Annotated in this window: 17 protein-coding genes and 1 pseudogene; 6 read left to right on the forward strand and 12 right to left on the reverse strand. The window is 69.8% G+C overall.

The window, feature by feature from the left end:
- Positions 1 to 25: 25 nt before the first annotated feature.
- Positions 26 to 1,540 carry a SulP family inorganic anion transporter gene (locus ACGFZP_RS15290; RefSeq protein ID WP_392932448.1) on the forward strand — a complete coding sequence of 505 codons (1,515 nt, stop codon included), beginning with the start codon at positions 26 to 28 and terminating at the stop codon, positions 1,538 to 1,540.
- A 238-nt stretch (positions 1,541 to 1,778) separates the two neighbouring features.
- On the opposite strand, the gene ACGFZP_RS15295 is transcribed toward ACGFZP_RS15290, so the two are convergent.
- The 3 genes from ACGFZP_RS15295 to ACGFZP_RS15305 are packed head-to-tail and all read right to left on the reverse strand — an operon-like array spanning position 1,779 to position 3,391.
- Positions 1,779 to 2,198 (reverse strand): arsenate reductase ArsC, encoded by a 420-nt coding sequence (locus ACGFZP_RS15295; protein ID WP_392932449.1) that lies wholly within the window; start codon positions 2,196 to 2,198, stop codon positions 1,779 to 1,781.
- 45 nt (positions 2,199 to 2,243) lie between these two features.
- Positions 2,244 to 3,017 carry an aquaporin gene (locus ACGFZP_RS15300; protein WP_392932451.1) on the reverse strand — a complete coding sequence of 258 codons (774 nt, stop codon included), beginning with the start codon at positions 3,015 to 3,017 and terminating at the stop codon, positions 2,244 to 2,246.
- Entirely contained in the window at positions 3,014 to 3,391 is a 378-nt protein-coding gene (locus ACGFZP_RS15305) for an ArsR/SmtB family transcription factor (protein ID WP_392932453.1), read from the reverse strand. The genes ACGFZP_RS15300 and ACGFZP_RS15305 overlap by 4 nt, the downstream gene beginning before the upstream one ends.
- A gap of 89 nt (positions 3,392 to 3,480) precedes the next feature.
- Between ACGFZP_RS15305 and ACGFZP_RS15310 the strand changes: the two genes are divergently transcribed.
- Positions 3,481 to 3,987 carry an ArsI/CadI family heavy metal resistance metalloenzyme gene (locus tag ACGFZP_RS15310; RefSeq protein WP_392932455.1) on the forward strand — a complete coding sequence of 169 codons (507 nt, stop codon included), beginning with the start codon at positions 3,481 to 3,483 and terminating at the stop codon, positions 3,985 to 3,987.
- Positions 3,988 to 4,117: 130 nt separating this feature from the next.
- On the opposite strand, the gene ACGFZP_RS15315 is transcribed toward ACGFZP_RS15310, so the two are convergent.
- From ACGFZP_RS15315 to ACGFZP_RS15335, 5 genes are all read right to left on the reverse strand, one after another.
- Positions 4,118 to 4,954: a hypothetical protein gene (locus ACGFZP_RS15315; protein ID WP_392932457.1), complete on the reverse strand. Its 837-nt coding sequence runs from the start codon at positions 4,952 to 4,954 to the stop codon at positions 4,118 to 4,120.
- A gap of 227 nt (positions 4,955 to 5,181) precedes the next feature.
- The gene (locus ACGFZP_RS15320; RefSeq protein ID WP_392932459.1) at positions 5,182 to 7,503 is read right to left on the reverse strand and encodes a bifunctional polysaccharide deacetylase/glycosyltransferase family 2 protein; all 2,322 of its coding nucleotides are present in this window, start codon (positions 7,501 to 7,503) and stop codon (positions 5,182 to 5,184) included.
- Between the two features lie 35 nt (positions 7,504 to 7,538).
- On the reverse strand, positions 7,539 to 8,216 hold the full coding sequence (locus ACGFZP_RS15325; RefSeq protein ID WP_392932461.1) for a hypothetical protein: 678 nt from the start codon (positions 8,214 to 8,216) through the stop codon (positions 7,539 to 7,541).
- A 605-nt stretch (positions 8,217 to 8,821) separates the two neighbouring features.
- Entirely contained in the window at positions 8,822 to 9,271 is a 450-nt protein-coding gene (locus ACGFZP_RS15330; RefSeq protein ID WP_392932463.1) for a DUF3237 domain-containing protein, read from the reverse strand.
- On the reverse strand, positions 9,268 to 10,434 hold the full coding sequence (locus ACGFZP_RS15335) for a flavin-dependent oxidoreductase (protein ID WP_392932464.1): 1,167 nt from the start codon (positions 10,432 to 10,434) through the stop codon (positions 9,268 to 9,270). The genes ACGFZP_RS15330 and ACGFZP_RS15335 overlap by 4 nt, the downstream gene beginning before the upstream one ends.
- An 85-nt stretch (positions 10,435 to 10,519) precedes the next feature.
- On the opposite strand from ACGFZP_RS15335, the gene ACGFZP_RS15340 reads away from it, so the two are divergent.
- Together ACGFZP_RS15340 and ACGFZP_RS15345 are read left to right on the forward strand one after the other, a co-directional pair.
- Complete coding sequence (locus tag ACGFZP_RS15340; RefSeq protein ID WP_392932466.1) at positions 10,520 to 11,023, forward strand: MarR family winged helix-turn-helix transcriptional regulator; 504 nt, start codon at positions 10,520 to 10,522, stop codon at positions 11,021 to 11,023.
- Between the two features lie 122 nt (positions 11,024 to 11,145).
- Positions 11,146 to 12,699, forward strand: a complete 1,554-nt coding sequence (locus ACGFZP_RS15345) for a serine/threonine-protein kinase (protein WP_392932468.1) — start codon at positions 11,146 to 11,148, stop codon at positions 12,697 to 12,699.
- Between the two features lie 206 nt (positions 12,700 to 12,905).
- Here the strand turns inward: ACGFZP_RS15345 and ACGFZP_RS15350 are convergent, their stop codons facing one another.
- On the reverse strand, positions 12,906 to 13,046 hold the full coding sequence (locus ACGFZP_RS15350) for a hypothetical protein (RefSeq protein WP_392932470.1): 141 nt from the start codon (positions 13,044 to 13,046) through the stop codon (positions 12,906 to 12,908).
- Positions 13,047 to 13,065: 19 nt separating this feature from the next.
- Positions 13,066 to 13,683 carry a recombinase family protein gene (locus ACGFZP_RS15355; RefSeq protein ID WP_352378985.1) on the reverse strand — a complete coding sequence of 206 codons (618 nt, stop codon included), beginning with the start codon at positions 13,681 to 13,683 and terminating at the stop codon, positions 13,066 to 13,068.
- Between the two features lie 1,119 nt (positions 13,684 to 14,802).
- Between ACGFZP_RS15355 and ACGFZP_RS15360 the strand changes: the two genes are divergently transcribed.
- Positions 14,803 to 17,427 carry a right-handed parallel beta-helix repeat-containing protein gene (locus tag ACGFZP_RS15360; protein WP_392932472.1) on the forward strand — a complete coding sequence of 875 codons (2,625 nt, stop codon included), beginning with the start codon at positions 14,803 to 14,805 and terminating at the stop codon, positions 17,425 to 17,427.
- 765 nt (positions 17,428 to 18,192) lie between these two features.
- Here ACGFZP_RS15360 and ACGFZP_RS15365 read toward each other — a convergent pair.
- Both ACGFZP_RS15365 and ACGFZP_RS15370 read right to left on the reverse strand, forming a co-directional pair.
- Positions 18,193 to 21,316 (reverse strand): annotated as a pseudogene (locus ACGFZP_RS15365) (Tn3 family transposase).
- Entirely contained in the window at positions 21,201 to 21,830 is a 630-nt protein-coding gene (locus ACGFZP_RS15370) for an NAD(P)H-binding protein (RefSeq protein WP_392932474.1), read from the reverse strand. Before ACGFZP_RS15370 ends, ACGFZP_RS15365 begins: the two are co-directional and overlap by 116 nt.
- A gap of 125 nt (positions 21,831 to 21,955) precedes the next feature.
- Here ACGFZP_RS15370 and cpt point away from each other — a divergent pair, with 125 nt between their 5' ends.
- Positions 21,956 to 22,486 (forward strand): chloramphenicol phosphotransferase CPT, encoded by a 531-nt coding sequence (cpt, locus tag ACGFZP_RS15375; protein ID WP_392933460.1) that lies wholly within the window; start codon positions 21,956 to 21,958, stop codon positions 22,484 to 22,486.
- Positions 22,487 to 22,535: the final 49 nt, after the last annotated feature.

The following is a 22,535-nucleotide window of genomic DNA, read 5'->3' on the forward strand; positions in this document are numbered from 1 at the left end:
GGGTCGCGCCGCCCGAGCACGACAGGTGACCACCGCCTTGCACACCGCCCCGCCCACCGCCTCCGCGCGCCTGCGCGCCCTGCGTCCCGACTGGCTGGACGACCCCAGGGTCTGGCGAACCGAGGTCCTGGCCGGCCTGGTCGTCGCACTGGCGCTGATCCCCGAGGCGATCTCGTTCTCGGTCATCGCCGGGGTCGACCCGGCGGTGGGCCTGTTCGCCTCGTTCACCATGGCCGTGACCATCTCGATCGTCGGCGGCCGGCGGGCGATGATCTCCGCCGCGACCGGCGCGGTCGCCCTGGTCATCGGCCCGCTCAACCGGGAGCACGGCTTCGGCTACCTGGTCGCGGCCGTCATCCTGGCCGGAGCGGTCCAGATCGCGCTCGGCGCGCTCGGCGTCGCGAAGCTCATGCGGTTCGTACCGCGCTCGGTGATGGTCGGCTTCGTCAACGCGCTCGCCATCCTGATCTTCATGGCCCAGATCCCCGAGATGCACGACGTGCCCTGGGCCGTCTACCCGCTGCTCGCCGCCGGCCTGGCGCTGATGGTGTTCTTCCCGAAGGTCACCAGGGCGATCCCGGCGCCGCTGGTCTCCATCGTCATCCTCACCGTCGTCACCGTGGCCGCCGGCATCGCGGTGCCGACCGTCGGCGACAAGGGCGAGCTGCCGTCCGCGCTGCCGCTGCCGGGTCTGCCCGATGTGCCGTTCACCGTGGACACCCTCACCACCGTCGCCCCGTACGCGCTCGCCATGGCCCTGGTCGGTCTGATGGAGTCGCTGATGACCGCCAAGCTCGTCGACGAGATCACCGACACCCGCTCCAACAAGACCCGCGAGTCGATCGGCCAGGGCATCGCGAACATCGTCACCGGCCTCCTCGGCGGTATGGGCGGCTGCGCGATGATCGGGCAGACGATGATCAACGTGAAGGTGTCCGGCGCGCGGACCCGTCTGTCCACCTTCCTGGCGGGCGCGTTCCTGATGGTGCTGTGCGTCGTCTTCGGCCCGGTCGTCTCCGACATCCCGATGGCCGCCCTGGTCGCCGTCATGGTGATGGTCACCTTCGCGACCTTCGACTGGCACTCCATCGCCCCCGCGACGCTGCGGCGGATGCCGGTCGGCGAGATCGCCGTCATGGTGATCACGGTTGTCGGTGTCGTCGCCACCGGCAACCTCGCCGTCGGTGTCGTGGTCGGCTCGATCACCGCCATGGCGATCTTCGCCAAGCGCGTCGCCCATCTGGTCGACGTCTCCGCCGTCACCGACCCCGACGGCGCCGGCGTGGTCTACACGGTCACCGGTGCGCTCTTCTTCGTCTCCAGCAACGACCTCCTCACCCGGTTCGACTTCGGCGGCGACCCCGCCAGGGTCGTCATCGACCTCACCGGCGCCCACGTCTGGGACGCCTCCTCGGTCGCCGCCCTGGACGCCGTCACCGCCAAGTACGAGCAGCGCGGCAAGACCGTCGAGATCATCGGCCTCAACCAGCACAGCGCGCGCATCCACCAGAGCCTCAGCGGTCAGCTCACCAGCCACTGACCAGCCACTGACCGCTCCCGCCGCGTCGTCGTGACGCCGCGACGACGTGACGCCGCGACGACGTGACGCCGCGACGACGGGGGCGCTCGTCCCCCGGCCCCGTGCCGGGCTGCGGTGGTCTCCGGGCTGATGCCGCGCTACACGGTCCCGGCAGCGTCGTCGCCGCCGATCCCGGCCTGGTGGACCGCCGACACCTGCTCGGCGTGCCGGGGGAGCACCGTCGTGCCGGTCACGGCGCTCATGCCGTGAGCTGGACGCCGAGGTCGGCGAGCAGGCCGCGGACGCGCCGCTCGATCTCGTCGCGGATCGGGCGGACGGCCGCGACGCCCTGGCCGGCCGGGTCGTCCAGCTTCCAGTCCAGGTACCGCTTGCCGGGGAAGTACGGGCAGGCGTCGCCGCAGCCCATGGTGATCACCACGTCGGAGGACTGCACCGCCTCGACGGTCAGGACCTTCGGGGTCTCGGCGGAGATGTCGATGCCCACCTCGGCGAGGGCCTCGACCACGGCCGGGTTCACGGTGTCCGCGGGAGCGGACCCGGCGGAGCGGACCTGTACCCGGTCGCCGCCGATGCGGGTGAGGAACGCGGCGGCCATCTGGGAGCGCCCCGCGTTGTGGACGCAGACGAACAGCACGGACGGAACAGCGGGAGCACGCACGGCACGGTCCTTCGGGGCTCAGGGGCAGACAGGGGAAGGGCGGGTTCAGCGGGTGGCCGAGGCGGCCGGGGTGGCCGAGGCGGCCGGGGTGGCGGGGGCGGGCGGGGCCGGCTGCGGGACGGCGGCCGCCACCGGGGCCGGGCGGCCGAACAGCACCGCGACCAGGCCGAGGCCCACGGCCAGGCCGACGAGCTGGGCGGCGACGAACGGCGCGACGGAGGCGGGGGCGATGCCGGCGAAGGTGTCGGTGAACGCCCGTCCGATCGTCACGGCCGGGTTGGCGAAGGAGGTGGAGGAGGTGAACCAGTAGGCGGCGCCGATGTAGGAGGCGACCGCCGCCGGGGCGAAGCGCTCGCGGCCGGTCCGGGCGAGCCCGAGGACCAGCAGGACCAGGCCGGTGGTCGCGACGACCTCGCCCAGCCACAGATGTCCGGCGAAGCGGTCGTGGGTGGACCAGGCGACGAGCGGCCGGTCGAACATCGCGTCGGCGAGCACCGCACCGGCGATCGCCCCCGCGGTCTGGGCGAGGGCGTAGACCGCGACCTCCCCCGGGCCGGGCCCGCTCCCGGTCCGGCGGCCGGTCCACCAGGCGGCCAGGGTGACGACCGGGTTGAAGTGGGCGCCGGAGAGCGGGCCGAGCAGCAGGATCAGCACGCCCAGACCGAAGACGGTCGCCAGCGAGTTGGCCAGCAACTGCAGGCCGACGTCCTGGGACAGCCCGGCGGCCTGGATGCCGGAGCCGACCACGACCGCGACCAGCGCGGCGGTCCCGACCAGCTCGGCGGCCGCCCGGCGGCCCAGCGCAGCAGTGTCCGTCATCTCGGGTCTCCGGCGGTGGCCGGGGCGTCGAGCAGGGCGGACAGCCTGGCCAGGGCGGCGGGCAGCACCCAGTAGTAGACCCAGGTCCCCCGGCGCTCGGAGCCGACCAGGCCGGCTTCGCGCAGGATCCTGAGGTGGTGGGAGATCGTCGGCTGGGACACGGCGAACGGCCCGGTCAGGTCGCAGACGCAGGCCTCGCCGCCCTCGTACGAGGCGATCAGCGACAGCAGCCGCAGCCGCACCGGGTCGGACAGGGCCTTGAACATCCTCGCCAGGTCCACGGCGGCCGCCTCGCCGAGCGGTTCGCGGACCATCGGCGAGCAGCACGCGCTCGCGTCGTCCTGCCTGAGCACCTCGAGTTCCAGATTCGACATGCGTCTATGTTGACAGCCATCTATTCCGAGAGGCAAGGTCGCTGTATCGACAACCGTCGAATCAAGGTTCTCGGATCGGGGAGACCGCCATGTCCCGCGTTCAGCTCGCCCTTCGCGTCGCCGACCTCGAGGGGTCCATCGCCTTCTACTCCAGGCTCTTCGGTACCGAGCCCGCGAAGCGCCGACCCGGCTACGCGAACTTCGCCATCGCCGAGCCCCCGCTCAAGCTCGTCCTCATCGAGGGTGAGGCCGGGCAGGACACCCGACTCGACCACCTCGGCGTCGAGGTCTCCACGACCGGGGAAGTCACGGCGGCCACCGCCCGGTTCAAGGGCGCCGGCCTCGCCACCGTCGAGGAGAACGACACCTCCTGCTGCTACGCCCTTCAGGACAAGGTCTGGCTCCACGGCCCCGGCCGGGAGCCCTGGGAGGTCTATGTCGTCAAGGCCGACGCCGACACGCTCGACAAGGCGGTCGGCGCGCCGGAGTCCTGCTGCGGCACCACCGCCTGCGGTACCTCCGATGAGCGGGCCCTGGACCCGGCCCGGACCCCGGCCGCGGCGAAGACCGCCGCCGGCTGTGCCTGCGGTGGCTGAACGGGTGGCCGAGGGATACGACACCTCGGAAGGCGGTGTCCGAGGCGGATGTGCGGCGGTCCGCTGGACCCGCCGGTGACCACAGGCCGGGTGGCCCGTCCTGTGGTCACCGCGCCCGGGGGCGGTCAGGTCAGTGCTGACCGGCCCGGCGGCGACGCATGACCAGGACGGCGCCCACCCCGAGCAGCGCGAGGGCTGCGGTCAGGGTCAGGCCGATGTTCGCCCCGGTCGAGGCGAGGCTGCCCGTACCGCTCACCGCCGTGGAGGCGGAGGGCGAGGCCGAGTGGTCGGCGGCCGCACCGGCCGTGGAGCCGGTCGAGGAGGCGGGCGCCACGGTGGGGCTGGAGGACGCCCCGGTGGTGGCCGCAGCCGACGCCGACAGGGACGCCGACGCCGACGCCGACGCCGACGCCGACGCCGACGGAGAGGCGGAGGCGGAGGGCGACTTGGACCCGGACGGCGACGGGCTGGTGGTGGCGCTCGGCGACGTGGATATCCCCGGCGTGGTGGGCGTCGAGGTCGCCCGCGTGGACGGCGTGGGGCTCGGGGAGGTGCTGACGGCCGGGCAGGTGTGCGAGAGGTTGAACCACTTCACCTCGCCGCCCTGGACCTCGGCGCTGGCCGACGTCAGCTTGGCACCCGGAGCCGACCCGACATAGGCGTGCTTGGTGGTGGGCGGCCCGAAGGCGGTGATCACCTGCGGGGTGCCGTTGTCGAAGGCGACCGTGAGCTTGACGAAGTCCGTCGAGTTGCCCGGGAGGACGAAGTGCCAGCCGTCCTGATTGGTGCCGATGCTCCCGCACTTCGCCTCGTGCTCGCCGAAACCGGCAGCGGTGAGGGGAAGGTCCTGGTGGACCGGGACGGTGTAGGTGCCGGCGGTGGCGAAGGCCGAGGGCGCCGCGGGAAGGATCATGAGACTGGCGGCCGCTGCCGTGAACACGGCGCGGGTGGTGAGAGAAGCGCGCATGGTGACCGTTCGCTGTCAGTGATGGAGGGTGAGAGCGGGCCTGGCCGGCGGGGCCGGCGTCGGACGTCTCTCATGCCCCTCAGCGCCGCCGCGGGTCCGGGTGTCACACCCCGGAGCCAAACTTTCCGGATCGATATCCGCGCCGCCGGTGGACGACTCCCCGGCCGCCCCGACCCGGGGTACCCGTCCGGCTCCCGCGTCCCGGGTGGCCGCGGCGCGTCGAGGCCTCAGCCGGAGCCCCCGCGGGCCGGGTCGCGGGGCGGGTACGCGCCCGGATCCGGGGCGGGCCAGGGCATGCCGGGCAGGCCGGTGTGCAGCCCCGGCCCGGTGCCGGCGGGCGCCGCGGCGTGGGCCTCGCGGGTCCACGCGTCGGCGAGTTCGAGGCCGGCCGGTACCGACGGGCCCGCGGGTGCCGGGCGCGCGCCGCCCGGCACCCGCAGGCTGCCGTACCGCTCCATCCGCTGCCAGCGCAGCCGGGACCCGGCGACGGCGGTGAAGACCGACTGGATGACGACCAGGTACATCAACTGGCGGTAGACGAACTGCTGGAGCGGCAGGCTCCAGAGCGGTCCGGCCCGCTCCTTGTCCAGCCGGAAGGCATAGAGGCCCATCAGTACCTGGAGCAGCAGGAAAGCGCCCCACAGGCCGATGATCCGCACCGGGTCGAGGAAGATCAGGCCGTACACGGCGAAGACGTCCACGGCGGGGGCGAGCAGCGGCAGCAGGACCTGGAACATCAGCAGGTAGAGGAGGCCCCGCCGGCCGAGCTTGCCGGCCTGCCCCCGCTGCACGAGCGCCCCGCGGTGCTTCCACATCGCCTGCAGGGTGCCGTAGCACCAGCGGTAGCGCTGCTTCCACAGGGCGCCGAGCGAGGCCGGTGCCTCCGTCCAGGCTTTCGCCCGCTCCTCGTAGACGACGCGCCAGCCGTCCCGGCACAGGGCCATGGTGAGATCGGTGTCCTCGGCGAGGGTGATGTCGCTGACGCCGCCGACCCGCAGCAGGGCCTCGCGGCGGAACGCGCCGACGGCGCCGGGGACGGTGGGCATGCACTCGGCGAGGTCGAAGAGCCTGCGGTCGAGGTTGAAACCGACGACGTACTCGATGTGCTGCCAGCGGCCGAGCAGGCCGCCGCGATTGACGACCTTGGCATTGCCCGAGACGGCGCCGACCCGGCGGTGGGCGAAGGGCTGGACGATCATGCGGACGGCGTCCGGTTCGAAGACGGTGTCGCCGTCGACCATCACCAGCAGGTTGTTCGAGGCGGCGGCGATCCCGGTGTTGAGCGCGGCCGGCTTGCCGGCGTTCTGCTGGCGGATGACCCGGACCCCGGGCAGGTTCAGGGCCTCGACGAGGTCGGCGGTGCCGTCGGTGGAGCCGTCGTCGACGACGATGATCTCCACCGGGTGGTCGGACGCCAGCAGGGAGCGGACGGCGGCCTCGATGCCCGCGCTCTCGTTGTACGCCGGCACGATCACGCTCACCTCCTCGGTGATCGGCCTGCCCCAGGCCTTGCGGCGGGTGCGCACGTGGCGTCTGGCCGCCACGAGAACGGCGACGGCGCGCAGAACGCTGATCGCGCCGGCCGCCCAGAGCAGCCAGGAGAGTCCCTGCAGCAGCAGGTCGCTGGTGCGTAGCGCGGTGATGAGGGCGAGTCCCTGCCAGTGGTCGGTGCCGGTGGCCGGTCGCTCGGCGGTGGTGAGGCCGACCGCGTCGGCGACCGTGGCGAAGCGGAACCCGGCGGTGGTGAGCTTCGGGATGAGCTGGTCCAGGGCGGCGACGGTCTGACCGCGGTCGCCGCCCGCGTCGTGCATGAGCAGGATCTGGCCGTCGGTGCCCTCGGGGGTGGCGTTGGCGACGATGCGGTCGACGCCGGGCCGGCGCCAGTCCTCGCTGTCCCGGGTCGTCAGGACGGTGAGGTAGCCCTCCCGGCCGGCCCGGACGATGCTGCTCCAGCCGGCGTCGTCCAGTGCGTCGCCGGTGGAGGAGTACGGCGGGCGCAGCAGCGGTGTGGTGACGCCGGTGGCCCCGGCGATGGCGAGCTGGCTCTCGCGCAGCTCCAGGGACTGCCGCCACGCGGGTGCGGTGCCCAGGTCGGTGTGGGTGAAGGTGTGCAGGCCGATCTGGTGGCCTTCGGCGACGATCCGCCGGGCCAGGTCGGGGTGGGCGGCGACCTGGGTGCCGACGGTGAAGAAGGTGGCGTGGACGTGGTGGCGCTGCAGGACGTCGAGGATCTTCGGGGTCCACACGGGGTCCGGGCCATCGTCGAAGGTCAGGGCGACGGTGTGGGCGGCGGGTGCCACGGTGCGGGTGGCGTCGCTCCCGATGACCGGGCCGCCGGTGGTGATCTGCCGGGGGACGCCGTCGGCCGGACCGTGTGCCCGGGGTGCGCCGTCGGCCCTGCCGTCGAACATGTGCTGGGTGTAGCCCTGGATCAGCAGGGCGGCGGCGAGGGTGGCGACGAGGGCGGTCAGCAGCAGCCAGTGGGTGCGCAGCGGGACGTTGCGGACGGTGCCGCGCCTGCCCCGGCGTCGGCGGCGGTTGTTCGACAAGGGAGGTGCTACCTGCCTGGTTCGGAAGGGGCGGGTCACGGGTGGGTGGTCGGCTTGCCGCTCTGGCCGGGTGCGGCGGAGGAGCGGCCGTGTTTGGTGGCGGTGTCCGTCGGCGGGCCGGCGGCGCCGGAGGTGGGGGCGGCCTGGCCGGCGCCCGGTACCGGTGTCGGCGTCGCCTCCGCAGCGCCGGGGCTGCGGGAGCCGGTTCCCGGTACCGCGGGCGTGGTTTGCGGTGGGGCGGCCGGCGGCTTCGTCGCGCCGGCCTTGGTCTGGCTCGCGCGCGGGGACGGCGGGGTGGGCACGGGGGCCGGAGGGGCGGGCTCGGGGGCCGGCGGGGTGCTCGGGGCGGGCTGGGGCGCCTGCGCCGAGGGCAGGAAAGGCGACTGGATGGTGGGGCCGCCGAGCAGTGAGCTGATCAGCAGGACGAAGTAGGCGGCGGCGGGAACGACGAGCACGCGGCCCACGCGGCGGACGCGCCGCTGGCGCCGGCCGGAGGAGTCGACGAAGACGGGGCGGGGCTCGGAGACGTCCGCCGGGCCTGCTCCCGCCCCCGGCAGGGTGCTCTCGCACGGTGGCGCGTCCTCGTACGGCGGGGTGCTCTCGTAGGCCGGCGCGTCCTCGTACGGCGGGGTGCTCTCGTACGGCGGCGCGTCCTCGTACGGGTGCGGGATCAGCACCGTGTCCTCGGCCGCCGGATGGGGGAGTCGTTGCATCGCTGGATGGCCTCTGTGGGTGGGGACGGGCTTGGACCGGTACCGACGAGCCGAACGGACCGGGTCGGCCGCGCCCTGGCCGTCCGGAGCCGGGCGGCCGCACGGGTGCCGCCCGGTGGGCGGCGGGAGGGCTGTGCGGCCGTCGGACGGACTGCCCGGCGGGGGTCCGGGCCGGTCGGCCGGCCGCACGGTGCTCGTCTCGGTTGTTTCAGCGCCGCGGGCTCCACGGGTGTCACTCCTGGCAGGGGATTCACCGTGAACGAGTGCCCGGGGGTGGTCCGTCTCCCGGGCTGCTCGGGATCCGGGGTACCGGGGGCGGCCAGGAGCGCCGGTCTCCGGCTCGGCCCGGAGTCCTGGCTCGGACACCGGTCGCGCAGCAGGTCGCAGTGAGCGGGAAGGCCCCGCCTCCCGGCCGTGCTGACCGTCGTCGGTCCGGACCGAACCGCCCCGGTCGGTGAGCGCCGGCGCTGGGCCGGCCGGCCACGTCCGCCCTCGGGTGCGCCCGCGCGGGTGCCGATGTCCCCGCACGTCGCCGTTCCCGCACGTCGCCTCGGGTGGCCCCCGCCTCCAGACGGGGGCCACCCGCAGAAGGACGGGCGGCGGCGCTATGCCAGGGTGTAGGCCTCGTAGCGGACGGCCTCGGGGGTACGGGCACCCGATGCCACGGCCAGGGTGCGGTTGAGCCACCGGTAGCCCTCGTCCCCGGTCTCGAAGCGGCAGAAGAGCCGGAAGTAGTACTCGGCGGGGTCCACCGCCTCTCCTTCGGCCAACCTCCGCAGGACATCGGGCGGGCCGTGGCGTACGCCGCTGGTGGAGAGGTAGAGGTGCGCGCCGTCGTGCGTGCGCAGGGTGTAGCGGGTGTCGATGCTGGCCATGCCGTCGGGATGCAGCACCTGCCAGTCCGCGCCGCCCGGCAGGATCACCCCGGACAACCGCGGTCCCTCGAAGGTTCCGCCGACGATGTTGATCACCCGGCGCCTGCCCCAGTGCGAGTCGCCGAGGTCGAGGACCGGGTCCAGTTCGACCTCGAAGGCGGCCAGGCGCTCCAGCTTCACCGCACGCTCCAGGACGCGCGCTCGTTGAGCAGGGCCGGATCGAAGCCTGCGGTGCGCTTGTACGCAGCGGCGATCTCCGCCCGCTCCGCGAGCGGGACGACCTGTTCGATGTCGTCGAAGCCGCCGGGCGCCCGCTCGTGGGCGAGCCGCATGACGACCTCGGGGCCCTGGCGTCGGTTGGCGAGTTGGAGGGCCGTGGTGGCGGGTCTGCGGATCTCCTCGTACGCGGCGGCGGACCCGGTCGTGGCGAGCGAGTGGGCGAGCACCCGCGCGTCGATGATCGCCTGGGACGCCCCGTTGGACCCGATCGGGTACATGGCGTGTGCGGCGTCTCCCAGTAGGACGACGTCGTCCCTGGTCCAGGACGGGAGGGGATCGCGGTCCACCATCGGGTACTCGAAGGCCGCCTCGGCTCCCGTGATGATCCCCGGCACGTCCAGCCAGTCGAACCGCCAGTCCGCGAAGTGCGCCACGACCGTGGCCAGGTCGGCGGGGCGGTTCCAGGTCCCGCGCTCGGGCGGTTCGCCGTCCAGCGGCCGCTCGGCGATCCAGTTGATCAGCCGTCCGTCCCCGATCGGGTAGGCGACGAACTTCTGTGAGCCGTCCCCAGCCATGATCATGGACCGGCCGGTCAGGAACGGTGCGCCGTACGTCGTGCCCCGCCACAGCACCAGGCCGTTCCACGGCGGTGCCCCCTCGCCGGGGAAGAGCGCGGCCCGGACGGCCGAGTGGATCCCGTCGGCGCCGACGAGCAGGTCGGAGTCGTGGCGCAGACCGGGGATCCGGCTCCCGGTCCGGACCGCTTGCGCGCCCAGGCGCTCGCGGACGGCGTCCAGAAGCAGCATCTGCAGCCTGCCCCGGTGCACCGAGTACTGCGGCCACCGGTAGCCGGCGCCGAGCCCGCGCGGTTCGGACCAGATCGCCTGGCCGTGCCGGTTGTAGTAGGCCAGCTCGGCGGTGGGGACGCCGATCGCGGCCAGCCGGTCGGCCAGGCCGAGCTCGGTCAACTCCCTTACCGCGTGCGGAAGGAGGTTGATCCCGACGCCGAGCGGACGGATCGCCTGGGTCGCCTCGTGAATGACGACGTCGTCGAATCCGGCCGCATGCAGGCTGAGCGCGGTGGCGAGCCCGCCGATACCGCCTCCGGCGATGGTGATCCGCACAGTGCTCTCCAGGTTGATTGTTATGGCCGTGATTGTTATGGCCGTAACAATCTCCTGCCGGGCCGCCATGCGCAAGACTCTGTCCGTGAACCGACCAGATCTCAGCTACGCCGCCTACGCTCGCGACCGGCTGGCGGGCATGCCGCCGCCGGCCGACCCGGAGGCCTTCGCGCTCGGCTACCACCTGCTGCACCTGTCCTACCTGGTCGTCGCCGACCTGGAGGGCCGCATCCACCGCCCACGCGGCTGGACGCTCCCCGGGTTCAGGCTGATGTTCAAACTCTGGCTGCTCGGCCCCACGCAGCCCGCCAGGCTTGCCGAGATCTCGGCGATGTCCCGCTCGGCGGTCACCAACGCCGTCAACACCCTCGAACGGGACGCCCTGGTCGAGCGCAGGCCACTCCCGGACGACCGGCGTGCTGTCGTCGTCGCCCTCACCGCCGCCGGCGAGGCCGCCGTCCGGGAGGCGTTCGCCGAGCAGACCCGCCGCGAGCAGCAGTGGTTCGCCCCGCTCGACGCCGAGGAGCGGGCCACCCTCACCGACCTGCTGACCCGCGTCCTCGCCGCACGGCCCGAGGACGCCGTCTGAGGTTTCGGCGCGGTACTGCAGGCGCTTGCCGGTCTGCCGGCCTGTTGGTACGTGGACCGGCAACAGGGCACCGGGTGGGGCGCAGAGGCGCTGTCAGGGAGGTTCCTGGTCGGATATCGTGCATGACCATGTCTATGCAGGGGGAGTTAGACCACGGTCGTTACGTCCTCGACCGTGAGCCGATCGCGTCGGGCGGAATGGGGACCGTGTGGCGTGGCTATGACCGGAAGCTGAAGCGGGCCGTCGCCGTGAAGGAGCTTCGGTTCGCCGAGGGGCTGAGTGGGCACGAGCGTGCCCGGCAGCGGGCGCGGGTGATGGTCGAGGCACAGGCTGCTGCTCGTCTGGATCACCCGGGGATCGTGCCGGTTTACGACGTGATCGAGGATGACGGTCGTCCGTGGATCGTCATGCGCCTGGTGCCCGGGCGCTCTCTGGCGCAGGAGGTGGAGGCGTCGGGGGCGCTGAGTCCGCAGCGAACGGCCGAGATCGGGCTGGAGATCCTCGCGGCGCTGGAGGCCGCCCACACCGAAGGCATCCTGCACCGGGATGTGAAGCCGCAGAACGTGCTCCTGGACTCCGACGGCAAGGCACTGCTGACGGACTTCGGAATCGCCTCCGTCATGGATACCACTCAGCCCCTGACCGCGACGGGAGCGGTGGTGGGCACGGTGGGCTACATGGCCCCGGAACGGCTGTCAGGATCCGGGGTGGGACCCAAGGCGGATTTGTGGTCACTCGGCGCAACGCTGTACTTCGTTGTCGAGGGGCGACCGGCCTACAACGCCGATGATGCCGTTGCCATGATCGCCGCGGTCGTGTCCCGTGACCCTGAGCCGATGCACAGGGCCGGTGCGCTCGCGCCCGCCATCACGGGGTTGCTGATTCGCGATGTCGGCACTCGCTGGGACACGGCGGCGGCCAAGGCGTACCTGCAAGCGGTCGTCGCCGGCAGCCCGGACCTCGCCACGATGGCGCTTCTTCCACCGGGTTCGGAGGCGCCGACCAAGCCGGCCCCTCGTGCACCGCGCGGCGAGGACCTCCCGCCGTCCGCGCCCGGGGATGCCGCCGGCCCCAGGCGCCCGCTCCGTCGACGCGGACTGAGATGGCTGGCGACCTCCGTGGCAGCTGCGGTGCTTGCTGCCGGAGGGGTGGCAGTCGGCATGCGGCTGAACAGCGGACACGGCCAGGCCGCCTCGCACGGAACGCCCTCGGCCTCGGCCCCTGAGACCAACAAGTTCGTCGCGGCGCCCAAGATCTGCCAATCAGGCCTGTTGAGCACGGGTCACATCGGCAAGTTCATGGCGCGGGTGCAGGCGAGCAGCGACTCGGTCGACACCGTGGCGGTGAACCAATGCGAGTTCAACGGCGCCGACGGCTCCAGTCTGCGCGTGAACATCATGGTGCACGGCAACGTCAAGTCCGCCGCAGACCTCCTCCAGGAAGAACCCGAAGCCGCTGAAGGATGGGGCGGCAGGACGACCCCGAAGCCTGTCGCGCTCGGGGACCAAGCGGACGTCACGTCGACCAGCAGCATCGTGGAAGCCCGCGTCCGGATCAGCAACCTCACCATCGACATCCGCAAGATCCACGGCTACGGCTCGGTGGAAGACGTGACGGGCTTCGTTCGCGAGGTCGTGGCAGCGGCAGAAGCAGAGGCCCGGTCGGCTGCCCGGTAGTGCTGCAGCCTCACGCTTCCAAGATCGTCCCACTGCACTCCTTCGGGGCAGAGCGCCTGGACACCACCACCCCCGGCTGCCGCTCGGCCTCAACCGCCTGGTTGCGCCCGGCGGCAAGGTCCGTCGGCCGGGGATCGCCACGCTGCGCGACCGTGCCGCGCAGGGTGGGCCGCGTCGGCCGCCGACAGCCCGCGGTCGGTGCGGTGTCAGTCGGCGATGCCGACCGCGTGGCCGATCGTCGTGGGGTCGGCGAGGGTGCGGAGCATGAAGGGCGCGACGGAGGCGCGGGGGATCTTGCCGCCGCCGCGCAGGTTGCGGTCCAGGGGTGCCGGTAAGAACGCTGTCACCAGCCGCAAACGGCGGTGATCAGTCCTCTGACCTGGTGGGTTGGGGCAGTTCCGGCGTGCTCGTCGCCTCAGCGAGTGCGAGGCGACCACCCTTGAGTTCGGGCACGTAGTTGTAGATGGTGTTGCGGGAGACGCCGAGGAGCTTGGCGATCGAGGTGACGGTGTTCTCCGGGCGGGCGAGTAGGTCGCGGGCGTGACGTACCTGCTCCTCGGTCATCGCCGGCGGGCGGCCGAGTCGGGCGCCGCGGGCGCGGGCGGCGTCCAAGCCCTCATTGGTGCCTTGCACGATGAGTTCGCGGATGAACTCCGCCAGGGCCGCGAACACGTGGAAGACCAGGCGCCCGCCGGGCGTGGTCGTGTCGAGCGCCTCGTGCAGCGAGGTGAAGCCGACGCCGCGCTTGCGCAGGCCGGACACGATCGCGATGAGGTCCTGGATAGAACGGCCGAGCCGGTCCAGCGACGGGACGACGAGGGTGTCACCCTCGCGCAGGTAGTCGAGGGCCTTCCACAGTTCCTCGCGTTCGGCGTTCTTGCCGGACTTTTTGTCGGAGAAGATCCGGATGCACCTTGCTTCGGTGAGTGCGTGGATCTGCCGGTCGAGCAACTGTCCCTTGGTGGACACGCGTGCGTATCCCACGAGGCTGCCGGTCCGTACGGCCGGAACGGGAGCGAGGAGATCGGCGGCGTCGTCATCCTGGGGTGGCTGCACCTGCCAGATCGTACAGAAAAGGGTGCCCCTCAAGTTCTTGAGCACATCAACTTTCTGACACCGTTCTATGAGCATGATCCGGCGTCGATCCGGTCACGCGCCGACCACTTATCGATCTTGCTCATCAATCGGTCGATTGGTGAGCAAGACTCGGTTCAGTCTTCGAGGCAGTGTGCAAGGTGGAGCAGATCTGCCAGGTACGGCACCGGCCCGTCGAATCCTGGGAGGGGACATGGAGCGGCTGGGTCCAGTGGGCGGGGCGGGGGTTGCATCCAATCCGTAGTACGCCTCCGCGAGGTCTTTGCCTCACGCCGCAAGTCCAGCCCGCCGAACGCCGTGGCATTACCCACGGCCGCCTCATGCCGTGGGCCGCCTGAACTGCCGGGCGGCAGCGCGCACATGTATGCGTCTCAGCGTGGTACGCCGTTCGGCGGGACATCGGGCGGCTACGGCTGGCCAGCGGCCCCACCCGCAGTCGGCCCTCTCGCACATGGCTTTGAAGATCGCCTCTCGAAGCAGGCGGCCCGGATCTCAACTCCCACGCCGGGATGGCGACCTGGCGCAACCTGGCCATCGGTGCCCGCCGTCTGCCCGCAAGACCGCCACGGCTTCCGCCCCTCAGCACAATGCCCGCGATGCCCGCCGGCCGCTCACCCGTGCTCGGACTCATGTGATTACGAACCGAACATCGAGCACCTCTGTCGAAGCCCTGCGGCGAGAGCCTGTACCGTCTTCGAGTCGAACTGGCCGGACGCGCCAAGCCGGGACGTGTAAGAGGGGGCCTGAGTTCATGGAAACGAGGGCGTTGCGTACGGGCGCGTTGACGTCGCCCTTTGCGGTGCCAGACCAGGGCAGTGGTGCGCGATCTCAAATCGCCAAGACGGCTTGGCGCGCCTATCCTTAGAGGAGGTGTCCATAGAGGATTCAGTGATGCCTCTGGCGCCGATTAGCGCGGACCATCGCCTGGCCTGCCGAGGCCGCTCCCCGAACTGACATGTTCCCTGGACCTGTGTTTGCCAACGAAGTCTCCACGGAAGAGAAGCTCCGATGGACGTCGTCATTGTCACCATGAAAGCCGCACAGAAGGTCACAGCCGGCCAGGCGGTCCGCATCAGCAAATCACCGGCCACCCCCGGATCACCGGCCGTCAGCCCTGCCGTCGTCCCTGCTGTCCCGCAGAGCGACAACCCCAACCCCAACCCCAACCCCAGCGACGAGACGTTGCAGGCGTTACACACCCTTCCGTTCTTTGGGATTGCTCTGCAGACGGCGTCCGCCAAGGCGAAGGTCGATGTTCAAATAGGCGGTGCTGTTTTCCAAATAGATGGCGTTGCTTTCGGCGGCCTGGGCCCCGGAAAGCCTGGCGCGGTTGGCGTCAACAGTTCGGGAAAACTCGTGCGCGCTAATGCCGTGCGCGATGACGATCCGAAAAAAGTCTGCATCAGCGCTCCGAATTGGATCGGTGATTGTGACGCTTCGGGCATGGTGACAATCCGGCCCCGCCGCGACACGCGGCTGAACGTGCTCGATTTCGGAGCGGCAGGGGACGGAACGGCCGATGACCCCGATGACACGGACGCGCTCCAAGATGCCCTGGACTGCGCAATGCGACTCGGAAAGATGACGGATAACCCGTTGTCCGACGGCAAAGTCGTCTACCTTCCTCCGGGCGACTACGTGATTAAGAAGCCTCTTGTCGTCTCGAACGGTTGCATTCTAGAGGGAGCCGGCTTCGGCTTCAGAGGAACTTCCCGAATAATCGCGAATGTTAAAAGCGGCGATTTCAACCTTTCCACCAGGACTAATCCACCCCAACATGACCCTCCGGGTATCGGAGGTAGTATCGGTCAAGTCGGAGCAACAGGCGCCGGGGAGACCGTTTATTGCGCAATTGCCCTGAACGGCTATTCGACCGGATCGCCCGATCGCGGTCGTGCTGACTATGCTGTGCTTCGCCAGTTCACCCTCGAGTCGAAACCCCTACAAGGGAGGGGTGCCCCCGATCCCCATCAGACCCCGCAGATGGACGGCGTACGAGTTCTGGCGGGCGGCACGTGGATCGAGAAGGTGCGGATCGCTGGCTTCAGGCGTAACGGAATAACGATATACGCAAGCTACCCGAGAGCTGGCTTCACGCCGGAAGTTAATGCCAACCTCACACAGATACGCGATTGCCTTATCTATGGCAATGGCCAGCATGGGCTCGACATCGGCAGCAAGGGTAACGAAAATACCAATACCATGCTGGTCGTGAATGTTTCTGCCACAGATAATGGGCGTGATGGAATTCATGACAATTCGTTTTTGGGCTGCACCTTCGTTTCGTGCCACACGGACGCAAACAAGCATCGCAACATCAGCTGCGAGCGCGGTAGTTCTCCGGCGTTCTCCGTGTATGTCGGTTGCTACGCCGAGGGGAATGCACCAGCGGTATTCAAGGGAGGGCATATCGCTGTAGTCGGAGGGGACATGGACATCACCCCGGACTCAACGTACTGGGGCTACGGCCCCGTCCGTGGAGGACAAGGACCCTCTGCCCTGAAAGTGACAAATAACTTCTCCCCGGTGAAATTGTATCGGATCGTCTCCGGTGGGATCGATATAGATGTGGGCGAGCGGACGACACCGCCCGACCCCCCACCAAGGAACCCACCCCTCCCACCCTACCCCGCACAAGGGTACCTATTTGAAGCAAAAGTCGGCGGGCATACTCTCGGAGCTAGTGCGGCAAACCCGACCGGCATGCCTCCTAAGTGGTCCACAGATGTCCCAACGAAAGGGAGCGTGACAGAAGATGGCGAGGTGAGATGGGAGTGCTTGGGTCCATGCCCGCCTGGGGTCGTAACGTCCAACACCCTCGGAAGTAATGTGGATTCCACGATCATTCAGGATATTCAGTCCATGATGGTGGACGGCAAGTTGCATCCCGTCGCGGGGGATTCTCTCTTCCGTACCCAAGTCCAGGTATCTCCGGATTCTGATGACCCTCGTATCGGCAGGATTGAAACGTCCCTTCTGAGTGATGGGCAGCCTTTCCATACGTACTATCAAACCGCGTACGGAAACGGTCCGCGCCCCGGCGCTCTGATGCTTCCGGAAGCGTGGATTGGACAACCTGATCACGGTGAGCGCCGAATCGGTGTTGTTTATGGCGGAAATCCGTACACTACTACTGTGGGTAGCTGCGACTTCTACAGCCCGGGTGATCTGATCCTCAATGCCCTCAGGGATGCAACGCGCGATGGCCCGATCGGGTGGGCGGTGGCGGCTGCGTGTGGGTGGGGGTCAGCGCCCCATTGTGATCCCTGGGCTCCCGGGAAGCACTACAGCATAGGGCAAACCGTCAAGCCGACGCCCCTGCCGCCCGCCAATCGCTTCGTGTATCGACTGAAGGCGTACAAGACCCAAGGCCCGTTGAACCCGCACGACAATATCTCCGGTCAAGATCCGCCTCACTGGAGCCAAACTGTTGGTGATACGACTGAGGACAATTGCCTAGAGTGGGAGACGCTCTATGACTTGGATGTTCCCGAAAACAAATGGTGCATTGAACCTATTCCACAGGGCGTGGCAGGTCAGAAGAAATCGACCGCGACGGACATTGGCCAGCTGAGGAATGATTTCAACGCACTTCTTGACAAGCTGAGAGCGGCGCACCTGTTGGGAGAGTAAGCGGAGGCGGACGGGACTGCTACCGGGGATGCCGAATCTCATCGACTCCGCCATTGAGTGAGCTGAGTGTGGTTAACGTTGACGGCGCAGCGGGCCGGTGGCACTTCGAAGGCGGAGCGTGTTCCAGTATGACTCTTGTGTCGCCAACTATGCGAGCACGCGAGCGTCGTGACGGTGGGACACTACGGGGAAACGCATAACTATTCCACGGCTGAGCAGGCCGGCACGGTCAGTGCCGCCTCTCGCGGCTTCGCTAAGCGTCTGGCGGGCGGTTGCGGGCAGGCCGCACCAATACACGAGAAGGCTCTCCGCATCAGGCGGCGGACGGAGTATCGGTCGAGCGTTTGGTCGGCCGAGGCGTTTGGGGGGAAGCTGGCTGCAACGCACGAGGCTCCCGCGCCGTTCGAGGAGCCCATGAGGTGTACCGGCGCCTGATGGGCTCCGTCGACCCCGATCAGGTCATCACGGCCGACCACGCCCCGCGCGATGTCGACGGCGCCCGAGACGTCGGACAGGTCCGCATGCGCATGGATCGGCCACACACTGCGCGCCGAAGCCGACATCGTTGTTGCCCGCAGCGCACCGTGGTCCAGGCCTACGAACTCGCGGTCGCCGCCGAACATGCCTCATCCACGCCGTCCCCCGGCTGACTGCCGCCACCGGCCACACCGCTTAGACCGAGGGCCACGGCAAACCAGACGTAGTGCTCGCCCACCACACCGAGGTCTGAACCCCGACAACCCTCCAGGTTCAGGAATCGGGCACTCACGGAGCCGTGCGGCTCAGCACCGGCTGTTCGACGGCCGCAGCGGTGCGAGGGCGGGGAACCGTCGAGCCCGCAGTGAGGTTCAGGCGGGTGTCCATGTCGAGGTCTACCTCCCCGTACGGGCGGATGTGGGACCAGAACAGCGGGGTCAGGCCGCGCCGGTCGGCGGGTGTGAGAAGTGCGGCCCACTCCGGTTCGTCGAGGATGTCCTGGAGCATGAGGGTGTTCACGTAGACCAGCGCGGACTGGAGAATCCGCAGGCAGAGGACGAACATTTCCTGCTCGTCGCGCCGGTTCGAGGCGATCTCTCCGCCCTTGCCGTAGGCGATCACGGAGTTGGCGCCGTTGGAGGACTCCATGACGTTCAGACCTTCCTCGATCTCCCGCTGGAGGTCTCGCAACCTGAGGTAGCGGGCCGCGAAGATGGTCTTCTGCGCACGGCCGACCTCCAGCATCGCCGCGTACGTGGGGTGGGAGGCGTTGCGGGTGAAGCGGCGCAAGATCGCCTCGGTGGACGCGGTACGGGTACGGATCGCGGTCGCGTACTTGATCATCTGGTCGTACTGCTGGGTGATGAGTTCCCAGCGGATCGGGCGGGTCGGTGCCGGGGTCAGCTGCGGGTAGGTGTCCGGTTCACCGGCCGCCGGCCGGTACAGCTTGACCTTGTTGATCCGCTTGATACGCGGCAGCAGGTCGAAGTTCAGCAGCCTCGTGATGCCGAACCCGATTTCCGACTGGCCGTGCGAGTCCGTGTAGTTCGCTTCCACGTCCATGGTGGTGGCGTGCCGCATGGCGCCCTCGATCATCGCGGCGACCTCGGAGGCGGTGCAGTTGATCAGCTGGGAGTGGATGGCCAGGGACTTCTTCTCCACGCCAGTAGATGAGCACCCCGCGGCCGCCGTAGCGCGAGTGCCACTCGGTGAACAGGTTCTGGTCGTACGCGCGCACGTGCGTGGAGTCGGAGGCGACCGCGGTCGAGCCCTGTCCCCACAACTCGGTGCTGCGGGCGGTGAAGGTGGCGTTCGCGATCTGGATGGCGATGGCGCGGGCGCCCTCAGCGGACAGATACCGGCGCCGCACGTACCGCAGCTCGTCCTCGGTGTGCCCGTGGCCGCCGGACGCCACGGCCTTGATCCCGGTGTTCGTGCCGTACGCGTAGATGACCAGCAGCAGGCGCTCCGCCGGCACCGCCGGAGAGAGGCTGCCACCTCCGGACACGGAGGTGACCGCGTCCAGGCAGCCGGTCCGCAGCACCGCTTCCTTCAACATGTCGACGAGCGGCACGACGCCCCACCGGCGCTGTACCTCGCCCTTGATCCTGCGCAGGTTGCGCGGCTCGGGCTGGGCCTCGGCCGCCGTCAGCCGGATCGCCCCGGACTTCCGCTCAGCGATGTCCAGCCAGGACAGCTTCGGCATCCCGTCGTTGAGCAGGGTCAGCTCGGTGGTCATCTGCTCGCGCAGTTCGTTGACGAACACCGCCGGATCCAGCGGCTTGCGCAGCTCCCGGTAGTTCGCCACCCGCCGGGCCTCGAAGTCCTGCGGCAGGTCCTCATCCGGGTTGCGCCACTTGTCGGCGCCGACCACCCAGATCTCCTTGCACTTAAGCTGATCGCGTAGGGCCTGGAAGGCGACGACCTCGTAGACCATGCGCACCACCCGGCGCCGGCCCCGCTTGTCGGTGCGGTGCACGACCTCCGCCCAGTCCCCGCCCATCGCCTTGTGGACCGGCACCGTCTCGCCCAGCGGGTAGTACGTCGTGTTCCCGGCGCTCGCGTACCTGGCCACCAGCGTCAGGGCCTCGATCACGGGCTGGTGGGCGTGGTTGGAGGAGCGGAACTCCAGCACGTCCAGCAGCTTGATCAGCCCGCGCCGGTAGTGGTTGGTGTACGACGCCTTCAACGTCGTCTGCACGGTCCGCCGGTAGACCGGGCCGCGGGTCTTGAACTCGTGCACCAGCTCCCGCAGCGTCGCCTCGCCCCCGGACACCGCCGGGAACACGACCTGGCGGACCGTCCCCTCCGGGGTGCCAAGCGACGCCTCGGCGAGCTTGAAGAGGATGTTCTCCTTGCCCGACACCTTCTTGAACGCGTTGATGAGCTGCTCGGTGACCTTCCTCTCCGCCGCCCCGATCCGGTGCACCGTGGAGACAAGCAGCTCCACCAGCGTGTCGGTGATTTCCCGCTCCCGCTCGTGCAGCAGTGCGGCCAGCAAGGTCACCCGCAGCGGCACCGGGTGCGTCCGCAGATGGGAAGGCGACTCCACCGCGGCCCGCGCCCGCCAGCCGGCCACCACCTTCGGCGCGACGTCGATGAACAGATCCGGCGGCAGCCCGATCGCCCGCACCGTCAGCAGCTTGTCGATCTCGGTGAGCATCGTCTCCAGGCTCACGTTGCCCGGAGCCTCCTTGACCTTCGCCAGTACCGGTGGCGCGTCCTCGCCCTCCATACCACCGCCCGCGGGTCCGGCGTCGTCCTGGTCGGCGCCGGCCACCAGAGCCACGATCCGCTGCACGCCCTCCACGGTCAGCCGGGAGGAGATCAGGGCCGTCAAAGACTCCTCGGCCGCCCGCAGGGCAGCCCCCACGATGCGGTCGCACCGGCCGGTCGTAGGCGGCTCGATGCTCTCCTCGCGACAACGGGCCAACAGTTCCACCCGAACCTGCTCGGGCCTGCGTTCCCTGCGCGCGACGTTCTCGGCCAGATACGCCGTCAGCTTCTCCGCGTCCGCGACGCTGCACTCACGGAAGCCGAGGTGCTCTCGGATCTGCGCGCGGTGGTACTCGACCGTGCGGCCTGCCCAGTCGTAGGACTCCGGCTCCGAGGCGGGAACCTGCACCTGACGGGCGACGAACTCCACGGCCTCACCGGGCAGCTCTGCCCGGTTCCGGGGAAACCGGCCGGACCGCGTATAGAACTTCAGCAGCACGGCGAAGCCCAGTCGCGTCGCACCGCGCTTGCCGGACACGAGCACCTGCTCGTCCTTCAACAGCGTCCAGTGCTCGACAAGTTCATCCAGGTCCAACGGAGTACGGGCCACGATCGCCGATCGTCCTCCGCAGAGCTTCACCCACCGCAGCCGTACGGCCCCGGACCCACCCACACGGGTGACGCCCAGCAAGATCACCGCCGTTTGCGGCTGGTGGCAGCGTTCTTGCCGGCGCCCCGTCCAGGGCGGTGCGGTAGGTGGTGGTCAGCGGTCGGTCGGTGAGTTGGGGCGGGCGGATGCTGGTCCAGGCCAGGCCGCTGTCGGCGGCGGCGTGCCCGGCCTCCTTGTTGCGGTCCCCGCGGTACCGGGACGGCTGCTCGTTCAGCGGGTCGTCCACATTGAGCGCGGACAGCGCCACCACCTTGCGCACGCCCCGCTCCCGGGCCAGTGCCACCAGGGCGGACGCGCCGCCACCGACCGCGCGCGGGTGGAGGAGGAGCGCGGTCGCACCCTCCAGGGCGGGGGCGGAGCGCAGCCGGTCCGTCGGCCGGGTCCACCCGGGGGCGTGCTGCCGTTCGGCGTGGCCTCGGACATCGGGGACCCCTCTCGTTGCACACCCTGAGAGTGGTGGCAGCGGGAGAGTGTGACATCCGTCCGACCCGGGCCCTGGTGCGCGGTGCCCGACGGAAGGCGAGTCGCCTTCCCGTCCCACCGGCCCGGCCCTCTGCTGTCCTCCGCCCCGGCCGGCACCCTGTTGCCGGGTTGCGGGCAGGCGGGTGCAGGGTCCGCGAAAATCCGTTTCGAGTGTTGCCCCGGTGCTTCTACTGTGGCGCGGTGATGACTCAGGTGATCGTTCTCAACGGTGGGTCCAGCTCGGGGAAGTCCGGGATCGTCCGGTGTCTGCAGGCGGTCCTGCCGGACCCGTGGCTGGCCCTCGGGACAGACGTGCTGGTCGAGGCTATGCCGGCGTCCATGCAGGCGTCGGACGGCGGTATCGAGTTCGCTCCGGACGGTGGGGTGGTCGTCGGGCCGGAGTTCCGAACTCTGGAGGCGGCATGGATCGAGGGGGTCGCCGCGATGGCCCGTGCGGGCGCCCGGGTCATCCTCGACGAGGTCTTCCTCGGCGGAGCGGACTCACAGCAACGATGGCAGAAGGCCTTGGACGGCCTGCGGGTGCTGTGGGTCGGCGTCAGGTGTGACGGGGCGGTCGCCGCGGGCCGTGAGGTGGCACGGGGCGACCGGATCATCGGGATGGCCGCCTCCCAGGCGGACGTGGTCCACCAGGGCGTGGCCTACGACCTGGAGGTGGACACCGCGCAGGCCGAGTCGATGGAGTGCGCACGGGCCATCGCCGGGCATGTCAGATGATCAACGGCCTGGCCGGGAGCGGCACGGCCTGGCCTGGAACGGCACGGCA

The organism is Kitasatospora sp. NPDC048239 (assembly GCF_043202015.1).
Classification (GTDB): domain Bacteria; phylum Actinomycetota; class Actinomycetes; order Streptomycetales; family Streptomycetaceae; genus Kitasatospora.